General features: G+C 69.8%; 12 protein-coding genes. 3 read left to right on the forward strand and 9 right to left on the reverse strand.

What is annotated here, in order from left to right:
* Window positions 1-167 precede the first annotated feature (167 nt).
* The 3 genes from E4V01_RS23820 to E4V01_RS23830 are packed head-to-tail and all read right to left on the reverse strand — an operon-like array spanning window position 168 to window position 2,810.
* Complete coding sequence (locus E4V01_RS23820) at window positions 168-1,061, reverse strand: NAD(+)/NADH kinase (protein ID WP_135300072.1); 894 nt, start codon at window positions 1,059-1,061, stop codon at window positions 168-170.
* Window positions 1,062-1,072: 11 nt separating this feature from the next.
* On the reverse strand, window positions 1,073-2,053 hold the full coding sequence (locus E4V01_RS23825; protein ID WP_135300073.1) for an SPFH domain-containing protein: 981 nt from the start codon (window positions 2,051-2,053) through the stop codon (window positions 1,073-1,075).
* 1 nt (window position 2,054) lies between these two features.
* A complete protein-coding gene (locus E4V01_RS23830; protein ID WP_060771234.1) occupies window positions 2,055-2,810 on the reverse strand; it encodes an NUDIX domain-containing protein in 756 nt (251 codons plus the stop codon).
* A gap of 259 nt (window positions 2,811-3,069) precedes the next feature.
* Here E4V01_RS23830 and E4V01_RS23835 point away from each other — a divergent pair, with 259 nt between their 5' ends.
* Entirely contained in the window at window positions 3,070-3,687 is a 618-nt protein-coding gene (locus E4V01_RS23835; protein ID WP_135300074.1) for a PepSY domain-containing protein, read from the forward strand.
* A gap of 530 nt (window positions 3,688-4,217) precedes the next feature.
* Here the strand turns inward: E4V01_RS23835 and E4V01_RS23840 are convergent.
* Window positions 4,218-4,493, reverse strand: coding sequence for a hypothetical protein (locus E4V01_RS23840; protein ID WP_060771232.1), 276 nt, complete (start codon window positions 4,491-4,493; stop codon window positions 4,218-4,220).
* A gap of 368 nt (window positions 4,494-4,861) precedes the next feature.
* Here E4V01_RS23840 and E4V01_RS23845 point away from each other — a divergent pair, with 368 nt between their 5' ends.
* Entirely contained in the window at window positions 4,862-6,130 is a 1,269-nt protein-coding gene (locus E4V01_RS23845; protein ID WP_135300075.1) for an arsenic transporter, read from the forward strand.
* A gap of 77 nt (window positions 6,131-6,207) precedes the next feature.
* Window positions 6,208-7,149, forward strand: coding sequence for a DMT family transporter (locus tag E4V01_RS23850; RefSeq protein WP_060771230.1), 942 nt, complete (start codon window positions 6,208-6,210; stop codon window positions 7,147-7,149).
* Between the two features lie 77 nt (window positions 7,150-7,226).
* On the opposite strand, the gene E4V01_RS23855 is transcribed toward E4V01_RS23850, so the two are convergent.
* The 5 genes from E4V01_RS23855 to E4V01_RS23875 all read right to left on the reverse strand — a co-directional run bounded on the left by E4V01_RS23855 (window position 7,227) and on the right by E4V01_RS23875 (window position 12,269).
* The gene (locus E4V01_RS23855; RefSeq protein ID WP_060772370.1) at window positions 7,227-7,955 is read right to left on the reverse strand and encodes an amino acid ABC transporter ATP-binding protein; all 729 of its coding nucleotides are present in this window, start codon (window positions 7,953-7,955) and stop codon (window positions 7,227-7,229) included.
* A 73-nt stretch (window positions 7,956-8,028) separates the two neighbouring features.
* On the reverse strand, window positions 8,029-8,721 hold the full coding sequence (locus E4V01_RS23860; RefSeq protein ID WP_060771229.1) for an amino acid ABC transporter permease: 693 nt from the start codon (window positions 8,719-8,721) through the stop codon (window positions 8,029-8,031).
* Entirely contained in the window at window positions 8,721-9,443 is a 723-nt protein-coding gene (locus tag E4V01_RS23865) for an amino acid ABC transporter permease (RefSeq protein ID WP_135300076.1), read from the reverse strand. The genes E4V01_RS23860 and E4V01_RS23865 overlap by 1 nt, the downstream gene beginning before the upstream one ends.
* Window positions 9,444-9,491: 48 nt before the next feature.
* A complete protein-coding gene (locus E4V01_RS23870; protein ID WP_135300077.1) occupies window positions 9,492-10,403 on the reverse strand; it encodes an amino acid ABC transporter substrate-binding protein in 912 nt (303 codons plus the stop codon).
* Between the two features lie 201 nt (window positions 10,404-10,604).
* Window positions 10,605-12,269, reverse strand: a complete 1,665-nt coding sequence (locus E4V01_RS23875) for a porin (RefSeq protein WP_135300078.1) — start codon at window positions 12,267-12,269, stop codon at window positions 10,605-10,607.
* Between the last annotated feature and the right edge of the window lie 139 nt (window positions 12,270-12,408).

Consider the following 12,408-nt stretch of genomic DNA (forward strand, 5'->3'; position numbering starts at 1 on the left):
CCCGCGCCCCATGATCGGCACCCTTGGCGGTTTTGCGACAGGATCGCGCCATACGGATGATTGTGGCCGAGAGACCTGCCCGGATGTCCCGCACGCGTTCCATATACGGGATGGGCGGCCAGGAAACCGGTCTTCCCGAACACCTGGGGCCTGCGACGCCGCCCGGCTCACCCGGTGACGAGGTGCAGGGCCCGATCAGCCGGCGCGATCCGGACCTGCCGGCCCCAGCCGAAGCCCAGAAAGTCCTGCTCGATCCCGTCGGCGAAGATCACGCCGCCCTCGTTCATCCGCGAGGTGACGAGGAGGGGCGCATCGGTGAGCTTGCCGGCCCGCAGCCGCGTCGCGGTGGCGACGCTCGGGAAAGGCTCGCGCACCCAGTAGCCCACCGCCCGCTCGTCGGGCGCGAGCGACAGGCCGAGCCGGGTCGCCTCACTGATCGAGCGGGCCCAGCCGGTGGCCCCGGTGCCGGAGGCGACGATGAGGCCGCTGGACGATTGCTCTTCGGCCTCGCTTCCGGCCTCGATCCGGTAGCGGGCGGATTGGTGGCTGCGGTGGCCCACGAAAATCTCGTTGAGGGCGAACAGGCGCTCAGTCCCGTCGATCACCGCCTGGACCATGGTGCGCCGCTCGATCGCGGCCGCGCCGGCGACGCTCGCCGGCAGCAGCCGGGGGAGCCGCTCGACGGGGTTGCGCGCCAGCACGCCGTCATAGAGGTCCGGCGCCGGGTTGACCCCGATCACCGGCTGCTCGCCGAGATACTTGGCGACGTTGGCGATCAGCCCGTCCTGCCCGACGGCGACGACGACGTCGTCCCCGGCGAACAGGAAGCGGTCGAGGTCGGCCCGCCGCACCAGCGCTTGACGCCACTCGCCGGGCACCGCGGCCCGCGCCTGCGCCAGCACCGCGTGGAAGCGCTCGTGGCGCGCCTCGACCGCGGCGAGCCCCTGGCCGCGGCTCTCCAGGAAGAAGCGGGCCTGTCCCCGCGTGGCGTGCCGGGCGATCAGCAGCTCGTAATCGGTCTCGCGGGTGACGAAGACCGCCCGGGGGGTGAGCGCGGCCATGAGCCCCTCCTTCAGCGGGCCGGGAGGCCGGCCGGCTTGCGCAGCTCGCCGAGCAGGGTGGCGAGCAGGTCCGGGTTGATGGTGACGTGCTCGATCGTGTCGAGCTTGCCCGCCAGCGCCTGGGCGGCGAGGCCGAGCAGGGTGCCCGGCGCCACGTCGCGGTAGATCGCGACGCGCGCCCGCTCGGCCTCGGCCCGCGCCCCCTCGACCATGCGGATGCGTTCGGCCTCGGCGCCGGCCTCGATCCCTTCCGCCTCCGCCCGCGCTTGCGCCCGGTTGCGGGCGTTCTGCGCTTCCTCGGCGATCAGCAGGCTCTCGCGCCGGGCCAGCTCGGTCTTGGTGGCGAGTTCGTTCTCGGCGATCGCCCGCTCCTTCTCCACCGCCAGCGCCCGGCGGGCGAAGGTGGCCTCGTCCGCCTTCTGCTGCAGCGCCTCGTAGGTCGGCGTCTGGAGCGCGCGCTCCAACTCGCTCGACGGGGCGAGGTTGGTGAGCCGCACCGAGACCACCGCGACGCCGATCTCGGCCAGCGACGGGTCGGCGGCGAGCGTCGCCTGCACCTGCCCGCGCAGGGCTTCCGGCCCGGCATCGAGCAGGGCGCGCACCGGCGCGGTTCCGAGGAATTGCAGCACGGTCTGGTTGGCCAGCCCGGCGATACGCGCCTCGATCCGCTCGACCGGCTCGCCCTGGAACCGGCCGGTGCGCAGATCGAGGGAGAAATCGACGCGGGCGGCGAGCCGCTCGGGATCGGCGACGTGCCAGCCGATGCTGCCCTGCACCGCGACCGCCTGGAAATCCTGGCTTCGGCCGCGGACGAACAGCGTCATCTCGCGGTCGTCCATCGGCAGTTCGCTGATACTCGCGGTCTCCGGCCGGAACCAGAAGACGAGGCCGCGCCCGCTCTGGCGCGGGCGGCCGTTGCGGTAGCGGATGACGTAGTGGCTGGCCTCGCTCCGAAGCTGAGAGAGAACGCCGAAACGGCGGATCGTGGCCATGTCAGTCTCCTTGAGCGGGGGTCTGCGAAGGGGTTTGGCGAAGGCGGTACAGTTCGGCGGGGCGGTAGGAGGTGCCCGTCTCGAAGCGGCCGGTGGGGTCGAGCCAGCCGCGATCGAGCATCCGGCGGCGGAAGGCGGGCTTGTTGAGGGGCGTGCCGAGGATCGCCTCGTGCACGTCCTGAAGCTGGCGCAGGGTGAACAGCGCCGGCAGCAGGGCGAAGCCGACCTCCGAATAGTCGAGCTTGCCCCGCAGACGCCGGATCGCCAGCGCGACGATCTCGGCGTGGTCGAAGGCGAGCGGCAAAGCCGCGCCGTCGGAGGCATGGACCGTCACGGATCCCTCCTCCGCGGAGGACGCCGCGACGGTGCCGGGAAGCAGGGTCGGGGCCCGCATCCGCGCCTCGGCGAAGACCGCCTCGGTCAGGAGCGCGAGATAGGCGACCGTGATGATGCGCATGCGCGGATCGCGCTCCACGGCGCCGAAGGTGTAGAGCTGCTCCAGATGCGCCCGCGCCCCGCCCGCCTTCTCGCGCAGGACACGTGCGGCGGCGTCATCCAACGACTCGTCGATCCCGACGAAGCCGCCCGGCAGCGCATGACGCCCCGCATGCGGGTGCCGGTCGCGCTTCAGCAGCAGGAGGGTCGGGCGACCGCCGGAGAGACCCAGCAGCACCAGATCGACGGCCACGGCGGGCCGGGCATAGTCGGCGGGATCGTAGCGGGCCAGGAAGGCGGCTTCGGACTCGGCTTGGCTCATGGGATCACGCTCGACCCTCGTTATACGCAACTTGGATATTAGTTATTTTTGTATTGGATATATGTCAAGGCGGCCGGCGAGCGCGGGCTGCTGTTCCGGCCCTATCGGTCGCTGACGGCGGGCAATCGGCGGCGCGCACCAGCACGCCTGGAACATCGTGACGCGCTGCAACCAAGCGGCGGCTCGGACCGTTCAGAGGGTCCGCAACAAGCCCGAGCGCCCCAGGCGCCGCCAACGCAAGAAACGGAAACCTCGCCACATGAAGACGAACGTCCTGCGCCTTACCGCCGCCACCGGCCTGCTAGCCCTGATGACCGGCCTCGCCGCAGCCCAGAACCCCGACCTGACCAAGACCCCGGAGAACACCGGCCGCGCCCCGAGCGCCACGGAGGCGACCAAGTCCAACAGCGACCTCAAGGAGTGGCAGGTCGCCAAGTCGGCCAAGATCGGCCTCGCGCAGGCCATCGCCACCGCCGAGGGCAAGGCCGAAGGCGAGGAGAAGGGCGGCAAGGCGATCGACGCCGACTTCGAGAAGGCCGACAGCAAGAACCCGGCGCGCTACGCGATCAAGGTCGTGTACCCGAGCGGCAAGCTCGTCGAACACGGCGTCAACGCGGACACGGGCGATCTCTACAAGAGCGAGAACCAGCCGATCGAGCGCTACTTCACCCGGCTGAAGGCGAGCGACTTCCAGAACGCCAAGGTCTCGCTGAAGGACGCGATCGCGCTGGCCGAGCAGAAGCACCCCGGCAGCAAGGCCTACGAGGCCGAGGTCGAGCGCGAGGGCAATGCGGTCGAGTACGAGATCAAGCTGGCGCTCACCGATCGCGAGCAGGAGGTCAAGGTCGGCCCGGACGGCACGGTGAAGAACGACTGATCCCGCTCAAGAGTGCCTCGCAAAACTCCCGATCCCTGACCGCTCTCCCTCTGACGAGGACGGCGCAGGGGGCGTTGTGTGAGAGACACCAAAAGCCGCCCTCCTCAGGAGCGGCGGTCGAGCGGAGTTCGCAAAAGCCCGGCCGGGAACCGCACGGAACCCGGCCGGCCCTTCTCCGAGACACCGCTTCGGGAGGGGCGGCGCACGGGATGGCCGCTCCGGTGGAGCGTCCCGATCGTCGTGACCGCCGGCATCCGGGAACGGGTGCCGGTGAACGCTCTTCAAGGCGGGGCGCGGAGGCGGCGCCGTCGCGCTTCAGCCGCGCATGACCGGCCAAGCCGGCCCCTTCGGCGCAGGGCTGGCGTCTCGTTTTTGGCATCGTCCCGAATCCGGCAACCACCTTTCGGGACGGCGCCCTCCGCTCCGGCTAGAGCCGTATCTGACCTGACTGCATCAGGCCGGCGTCTCCCGGTCTTTGTTTGAACGCGCATTCTTTCACTGAACCGGCGTCCACTTCGTCGGAAAGCGCTCTAACGGGCCTCGTGGCCCTTGCCGCTGGCGCCGGGCGAGGAACCGGAGCCGGCATCGTTGGCGCCCGTGCTGTTGGCTGTGCCGGAGCGGCTCTTGTCGCCCGAAGTCGGACCACTTCCGGCCGCCCCGGGGGACGACCCCGAACCGGCATCGTTGGCGCCCGTGCTGTCGGCCGTGCCGGAGCGGCTGGTGCCGGACGCCCCCGAGCCTTCGGCGGCGAAGGCAGCAGGCGCGAGAAGGAGGGTGCTCGCGAGGGCGAGGGTCAGAACCTTCATGGCGGATCTCCCTGTTTGTTGATGTGATAGCCCCTGGGAAACCAGCACTCCGGGACGCTGTTCCGCCCTGCCCGCTTCGCCCCCATCGCATCGCAGCGCACCGCTCCATGGCTCGGGATCATGCGCCTCCGAAGCCATCCGAAGCACGCCTGCTCAGACCCCCTCGAAAATCGCGCCCTTGTGATGGATGAGACAGGAACGGCGGCGCAGGAGAAATCTTGAGTGGCGGATCGGCGGCGCTGCGCAGACCGTCGGGGCAAGGCCTCGGAAAGGCCATGTGCGATCCTGCTCAAGCTGGCGCGAACCGCAGCGGTGCCCCGCCGCTCCGAATCTCGTGATCCTCCCCGACAGAAGGAAGCCCGACGCCGATGGGCGCGCTCATCCCGAACCCGAACGCGGCGACCTGGGGCATCGCTGCGCTGGCGACGCTCGGCGTGATCCTGCGCCCGTTCTCCTGGCCGGAAGCGATCTGGGCGGTGCTCGGCGCGGCGCTCCTCGTCCTCCTCGGCCTGATTCCCTGGCAGACCGCCCTGGAGGGCGCGGCCAAGGGCACCGACGTCTACCTCTTCCTCGTCGGGATGATGCTGCTCTCCGAGATCGCCCGCAAGGAAGGCCTGTTCGACTGGCTCGCCGCCCACGCGGTGCGGGCCGCACGGGGCTCGGCGACACGGCTGTTCCTGCTCATCTACGTCGTCGGCACGGTGGTCACGGTCTTCCTCTCGAACGATGCCTGCGCGGTGGTGCTGACGCCCGCCGTCTTCGCCGCGACCAAGGCCGCCGGGGTCAAGCAGCCCCTGCCCTACCTGTTCATCTGCGCCTTCATCGCCAACGCGGCGAGCTTCGTGCTGCCGATCTCGAACCCGGCCAATCTCGTCGTCTTCGCCGAGCACATGCCGCCGCTCGGCCGGTGGCTGGCGACCTTCACCCTGCCCTCCGCCCTCGCCATCGTCGCGACCTATCTCGTCCTGCGCCTGACCCAGAACCGGTCGCTGAAGGATGAGACGGTCGCCACCGAGGTCGAGATTCCGGGCCTCGGGCTCGGCGGCACGATCGCGGCCGGGGGCATCGTCGCCACCGGCGCGGCCCTGATCGGTGCCTCGGCCGCCGGGATCGAGCTCGGCCTGCCGACCTTCATCGCCGGCCTCGCCACCACCCTCGTCGTGCTCGCGATCAATCGGGGCGGGCTGGTCGCGGTCGCTCGGGACGTCTCCTGGGGCGTGCTGCCGCTGGTCGCCGGGCTCTTCGTCCTCGTCGAGTCCCTGGAGAAGACCGGCCTCCTGGCAAAGCTCGCCGACCTCCTGGGCCGCGCCGCGCAGGGCGATCCCGCCGCGACGGCCTGGGCCGGCGGTGCGCTCGTCGCGTTCGGATCGAACCTCGTGAACAACCTGCCGGCGGGTCTCCTGGCGGGTGCCGCGGTGCAGGCCGCCCATGTGCCGGAAACGGTCGCGGGGGCGATCCTGATCGGCATCGATCTCGGGCCGAACCTTTCGGTCACGGGCTCGCTCGCCACGATCCTCTGGCTCACCGCGATCCGCCGCGAGGGCCAAAACGTCTCTGCCTGGGCGTTCCTGAAGCTCGGCGCCCTCGTCATGCCCCCGGCGCTGGCCCTGGCCCTCGCGGCTCTGATTCTTGCCTGATCCTCGCCTGATCCTCGCCTGATCCACTGCCATCCCAGCCTCGTCCCAGCTTCTTGCCAATCCGGAGGCCGACCCGCGTGAGTGCCGCCCTGCTCTATCCCTTCATCATCGTGGCGGGCGCGCTCCAGGCGCTCGGCAACTCCATGAACGCGCAGTTGCGCGGGCACCTCGTCAACCCGTTCCTCGCCGCGGCGGTCTCCTTCCTGCCGATCGTCTTCGTCTTCGCGACGCTGTTCCTCGTGATGCCGACGCCGCTGCCGAGCCTCGACAGCATCGCGACGATGCCGTGGTACGCGCCGCTCGGCGGCGTGGCCGGCGCGGTGGCGGTGTTCGGCGGCCTCGCCTTCGTCGACAAGGTCGGCGCCGGCCCCTTCAACGGCCTGACGCTGACGGCCAACATCCTGACCTCGCTGGCGATGGATTCGCTGGGCCTGTTCGGATTGCAGGGCGGCGGATTTAAGCTGATGCCCTGGCTCGGCGGCCTGCTCATGGCCATCGGCGTGACGTTCATCGCCCGGGTCACGCCCGACAAGGGCGAGGCGGATGGCGAGGCCAAGGATACCGGCCACGGCCTCAACCCGCGGCTGCTCTATCCCTTCATCGTCGTCGCGGGTGCCCTGCAGGCGATCGGCGTGGTCTGGAACGCGCAGCTGCGCGGTGCCCTGGTCAATCCGTGGCTCGCGGCCATGGTCTCGTTCCTGCCGGTGGTGTTCGTCTTCGTGCTGGTCTTCCTGCTGCGGCCGAAGCCGCTGCCGCAGCGGGCCGACATCGAGGGGGTGCGCTGGTGGATGCCGCTGGCCGGCCTCACCGGCGCCGTGGCCGTGTTCGCCGGCCTGCTCTTCGTCGACAAGGTCGGCGCGGGCGCCTTCAACGGCCTCCTGATCACCGCCAACCTGCTGACCTCGGTCGCGCTCGACCATTTCGGCTGGGTCGGCATGAAGCGGGTGCGGGCCGGCGCATCGCGGCTGGGCGGGGCCGCCCTGATGGTGGCCGGCATCGTCCTCATCTCGCTGTTCTGACGGCCGATGCAGCCGCACGCGCCGCCACCCGACGGCCGGAGCGCCTCACGGGCAGAGCCGGGGGCGGCCTGTCGGCGTCAATGCGCGAGGATCTTCGACAGAAACTGCTGAGCGCGCTCGCTGCGGGGCCGGTCGAAGAAGGCGTCCTTCGCCACGTCCTCGACGATCTGCCCGCGATCCATGAACACCACCCGGTCGGCCACCTTGCGGGCGAAGCCCATCTCGTGGGTCACGACCATCATGGTCATGCCGTCGCGGGCCAGTTCCACCATCACGTCGAGCACCTCGCCGACCATCTCGGGATCGAGCGCCGAGGTCGGCTCGTCGAACAGCATCACCACCGGGTCCATGGCGAGCGCCCGGGCGATGGCCACCCGCTGCTGCTGCCCGCCCGAGAGCTGGCCCGGATGTTTTTGTGCGTGATCGGAGAGGCCGACGCGGGCCAGCAGATCGAGACCGCGCCGGGCCGCCTCCGCCTTCGAACGCCCGAGCACCTTGCGCGGGGCGAGCGTCAGATTGTCGATGACGCTGAGATGCGGGAACAGCTCGAAATGCTGGAACACCATGCCGACCCGCGCGCGCAGCCGCGGCAGGTTGGTGGCCTTGTCCCGCACCCGCGTGCCGTCGACGGTGATCTGCCCCTCCTGGAACGGCTCCAGGGCGTTGACGCATTTCAGCAGCGTCGACTTGCCCGAGCCCGAGGGGCCGCACACCACCACCACCTCGCCGCGCGTCACCGCGGTGGAGCAGCCCGACAGGACGCGGACCTCGCCGTACCACTTCGACACTGCCTCGATGGCGATCATCGGCCCGCCCGCGGCGGGCGGCTGCGGCGATGTCAGCGGCGCGGTCATCGGCCCACCCTCATCCTGTTATCCCTCACCGGACGATCGCCGTGCGGGCCTGGAGCCGGCGCACCAGCAGCGAGGCCGCAAAGCAGACGGCGAAGTAGACCAGCGCGGCGAACAGGTACATCTCCACCAGCCGCCCGTCGCGTTGCGCCACCTTGGAGGCGGCGCCGAGGAAATCGGTGAGCGAGAGCACGTAGACGAGCGAGGTGTCCTGAAAGAGCACGATCGTCTGCGTCAGCAGCAGCGGCACCATGTTGCGGAACGCCTGCGGCAGCACCACGAGCCGCATGACTTGCGCGTAGCTCATGCCGAGCGCCCGGGCCGCCGCGCTCTGGCCCTTCGGGATCGACTGGATGCCGGCCCGCACGATCTCGGAGAAGTAGGCCGCCTCGAACAGGGTGAAGGTGACGAGCGCGCTGGCAAACGCCCCGACCCGGATCGGCGTGTCCGCGCCGATCGCCCAGGCGCCGAGATAGGGCACGAGGAAGTAGAACCAGAAGATCACCAGCACGAGCGGCAGGGACCGCATCAGCTCGACATAGAGCTTGGCCGCATGCGTCAGGCCCGGCACGCCCGAGAGCCGCAGCAGCGCCAGCCCGGTGCCGAGCACGAGGCCGCCGCCCGCCGCGAGCGCGGTGAGCGTCAGCGTGAACACCATCCCCTCGCCGAACAGGTAAGGCAGCGAATCGGCGACGACGGAGAGGTCGAAATGCCCGAACATCAGCGCCCTCCCGGCACGGCCACGCGCCGCTCCAGCAGGGTCGCGCCCGCGATCACCACGAGGTTGAGGGCAACGTAGAGCAGGGTCGCCGCGGTGAAGGCCTCGAACACCTGGAACGAGAATTCCTGCATCGAGCGGGCCCGCGCCGTGAGTTCGAGCAGGCCGATGGTGAGCGCGACCGAGGTGTTCTTGAGGTTGTTCAGGAATTCCGAGGCGAGCGGCGGCAGGATGATCCGGTAGGCGTTGGGCAGGAGCACGGCGCGGTAGGTCTGCGCCCAGGTGAGGCCGAGCGCCAAGCCCGCCTGCGCCTGCCCCCGCGGCAGGGCGCGGATGCCCGCCCGCACCTGCTCGGCCACCCGCGCGGCGGTGAAGAAGCCGAGGCACAGAACCGCCGTGTAGAACGGCGCGTCCGGCATCTGCTTGACGGCCGAGCCGAGACGCGCGGGCAGGAGTTCCGGCAGCACGAAGTACCAGAGGAACATCTGCACCAGCAGCGGCACGTTGCGGAACCCCTCGACATAGGCCGCGCCGATGGCGTTGGCGGTCCGCGAGGGCAGCGTGCGCATCACGCCGACCACCGAGCCGAGGGTGAAGGCGATGACCCACGAGCAGAGGGCGGTGACCACCGTCCAGGCCAGCCCGGAGAGCAGCATGTCGGCATAGGTGCCGGCGCCCTCAGGGGACGGCTCCAGGAAGATGCCCCAGTTCCAGGTGTAGTTCATCGGGCGCCCATCATCGCAGGTCGCTCGGCCGCATCCGCGCCGGCATGGTCAGTAGGCCGCCGGATCCGGGCTGTCGCTGGGGTTGGCCAAGGTCTTCCGCATCGCCTCGCTCATCGGGAGCTTCAGGTTGATGCCCCGCGGCGGGATGGCTTGCGTGAACCACTTGTCGTAGAGCGCCGTCCCCTCCGGGCTCTTGTAGAGGGCGGCGGTGGCGGCATCGACCACGGCCTTGAAGGCCGGGTCGTCCTTGCGCAGCATGATGCCGTAGGGCTCGGGGCGCGACTGCGCCTCCGAGGAGATCGCGTAGGCGTCCGGCGTCTTCGATCCGGCGACGAGGGCGGCGAGCAGCACGTCGTCCATCACGAAGGCGTCGGCGCGGCCGGTCTCGACCATCAGGAAGGCCTCGGCGTGGTCCTTGGCGGGCAGGATCCGCATGCCGAGGCCCCGGGCGGTGTTGATCTCGTTGATCTGGCGGATGTTGGTGGTGCCCGAGGTCGAGACCACGGTGCGGCCCTTGAGGTCGTCGGTCTTGTCGAGCCCCTTCTCCCGCTTGGCGACGAAGCGCGTCGCGGTGAGGAAATGGGTGTTGGTGAAGGCCGCCTGCCGCTGCCGGTCGGCGTTGTTGGTGGTCGAGCCGCATTCGAGGTCGATCGTCCCGTTGGCGATCAGCGGGATGCGGGTGGCGGAGGTGACCGGATTGAGCCGCACCTCCAGCGTGTCGAGCTTCAGATGCGCTTTGACCGCGTCGGCGACCTTGAGGCAGATCTCGTAGGCGTAGCCCACCGGCCGCTGGCTGCCGTCGAGATAGGAGAACGGCACTGAGGCGTCGCGGTGGCCGATGGTGAGGGCGCCCGTGTCCTTCACCTTCTTGAGGGTTCCGCTCAACTCCTGCGCGCCGACCGGTGCCGTGGCCGCCGAAATCGCGACGGCGGCGAGGAAAAGCGCATGACTCAGGTGCATACGGCGGACCTTTTTCTGACGACGACCGCCTCGTTGCAGCCGGGACGAACCGCGGGACGGGCCCGCGATTTGAAACGCATAGTGATGCTGAGAGAAGCGCTTGTCATCCGATCCGGACAAGCTCGCTGAGGCAAAGCCCATACCATCGGTGCGAAGCGCCACTCCCCAGGGCCCGCCGGCGGGTGCGTCCGGGGCGGACCATCAGAAGTCGCGCTGGACACGGATGCGGATCTGCGTCGTGTCGTAGTGCTTCTCGGTATAGGCCGGCAGGCCGTTCACGGTGACGGGGCGGGTCGCGTCGGCATCGCGCCCGCCGAGCAGGCCGGTGCCGATATAGGTTCCCTCGATGCCGATATCGAGATCCTTGACCGGCGACCAGATCAGGCTCGCGCCGGCGATGATCTGGTAGTTGTCCCGCAGGATCGGGTTGGATGCGAAGGCCGCGCCGGTCGGCGGCGCGGAGGAGCCGACGAGGTTGTTGACGAGACTGAACGCCTCGCGGGTGCCGCGCCGAAACCCGACCTCGCCATAGCTCCCGAAGACGGCGGAGCGCCATTCGGGCGCCCAGTAATGCAGGAGGGAGGCGGTCGCCGTGAAGCTCTTCGACAGGTCGATCCGGCCGGTCAGCGGGTTGATCACCGCGTCGGCCAGGGCCTGTACGAAGGGGCCGCCCTGCACCGGGGTGAGCTGGCTGCTATAGTTGCCGGTGAAGAACGAGAAGCCGGTATAAATCAGCGCGCCCTCGCCGTAGGCGCCCTGCAGGTAGAGCCCGTCACCCGCGGCGATCCAGGGCAGGTTGAGCTTGAGGCCGCCCTGCACCGCCCAACCGTGATCGGTCTGTGATCCCGATGTGATGCCGCGGGTGGCGAGCAGGGCTGCGGCGGTGCCGGCGCCCACCGGCCCCGTCGCGGAACCCGGCGCGGCGGTCAGGGTGGAGATGCCGGAATTGGCGATGAAGCCGCCGATATTGACGTCCTTGACGGCGGCCGAGAGCTGGACCGAGCCCCAGCCCGCATCGTAGCGCAGCGCCCCGACGAAGTCCGGCATGCGCGAGCGCTGCACCGCGTCGACGAAGACGGCCGTGCTGGCGGTACCGTTGGCATTGGTGCCGAGGATGACGGGGCTCGGCGCGGTGACGAAGACGTTGTTCACGCCGCTCTGTCCGGGGATGGTCCCGGTGGGGGCGGCCGAGGCGGCGTAGAACGGGTTCTTGCGGAGGTTCGGATCCTCCATCGACAGCGTCGCCGACCAGCCCTCCCCCATCTTGGACGTGTAGGCCAGGAGGTTGGTGGAGGGCATGTCCGACCCCGCCGTCGAGCCGATCAGCTCGTAATCGTGGGCGTAGAAGTCGAAGAACGAGGAGGCGCGGCCCGCTGTCAGCCCGGCGAACTGAACGAAGGCCTTGTCGGCCACGACATAGTTCTGGACCCGGCCGAGCGCGTCCTGGCCGGTCGCCGGAAAGGCGTTGCCGATGCGTTGCTGCGTGCCCGACGCCATGGTCACGCCGGTACGGCTCGCGGCCTCCAAGCGCAGGAAAGCGCGCAGTGTCCCGTAGCCGGTCTGCGTGCGCGCATCGACGTTCATGCGCATCAGCCCACGGTACTGCGACAGGTCGCCCGCACTGTTGGTGCGGTTCTGGACCGGGATGTACCCGGCCTCGAAGCGGGCGCGGCCCGAAACGCGCAGGCAGGTGTCGGTACCGGGGATATAGAAGAAGCCTGCACCGCTCGCGCTGCAGACCCGGACGAACTCGATCGGGACCGCCTTCCTGATAGGCAGGTCAGCCGCCCGGGCGGCGTCGACGGCCATCACGGCCGTGACCGCGATCGCGGCTCCCGCCAGACCTGTGGTTGCAACCCACCCCATCCGCCGGACCTCCGCCATCAGCCCCGCCCCCTCACGGCGCCGAGTCGCCCGCCATGCCGCCCCCTGAGGAGACATGACGACGGCCGAGGGCACGACTTGCATAACGTTTGTGCAGACTGCGCAGACACGGCCCATCTTT

Source organism: Methylorubrum sp. Q1 (genome assembly GCF_004683995.1).
Taxonomy (GTDB): domain Bacteria; phylum Pseudomonadota; class Alphaproteobacteria; order Rhizobiales; family Beijerinckiaceae; genus Methylobacterium.

Bases quoted from the DNA above. Each gene is read 5' to 3' on its own strand.
- E4V01_RS23820 (WP_135300072.1), bottom strand. From the start codon at position 1,061: ATGGCCGCGCTCACCCCCCGGGCGGTCTTCGTCACCCGCGAGACCGAT.
- E4V01_RS23825 (WP_135300073.1), bottom strand. From the start codon at position 2,053: ATGGCCACGATCCGCCGTTTCGGCGTTCTCTCTCAGCTTCGGAGCGAG.
- E4V01_RS23830 (WP_060771234.1), bottom strand. From the start codon at position 2,810: ATGAGCCAAGCCGAGTCCGAAGCCGCCTTCCTGGCCCGCTACGATCCC.
- E4V01_RS23835 (WP_135300074.1), top strand. From the start codon at position 3,070: ATGAAGACGAACGTCCTGCGCCTTACCGCCGCCACCGGCCTGCTAGCC.
- E4V01_RS23840 (WP_060771232.1), bottom strand. From the start codon at position 4,493: ATGAAGGTTCTGACCCTCGCCCTCGCGAGCACCCTCCTTCTCGCGCCT.
- E4V01_RS23845 (WP_135300075.1), top strand. From the start codon at position 4,862: ATGGGCGCGCTCATCCCGAACCCGAACGCGGCGACCTGGGGCATCGCT.
- E4V01_RS23855 (WP_060772370.1), bottom strand. From the start codon at position 7,955: ATGATCGCCATCGAGGCAGTGTCGAAGTGGTACGGCGAGGTCCGCGTC.
- E4V01_RS23860 (WP_060771229.1), bottom strand. From the start codon at position 8,721: ATGTTCGGGCATTTCGACCTCTCCGTCGTCGCCGATTCGCTGCCTTAC.
- E4V01_RS23865 (WP_135300076.1), bottom strand. From the start codon at position 9,443: ATGAACTACACCTGGAACTGGGGCATCTTCCTGGAGCCGTCCCCTGAG.
- E4V01_RS23870 (WP_135300077.1), bottom strand. From the start codon at position 10,403: ATGCACCTGAGTCATGCGCTTTTCCTCGCCGCCGTCGCGATTTCGGCG.
- E4V01_RS23875 (WP_135300078.1), bottom strand. From the start codon at position 12,269: ATGGGGTGGGTTGCAACCACAGGTCTGGCGGGAGCCGCGATCGCGGTC.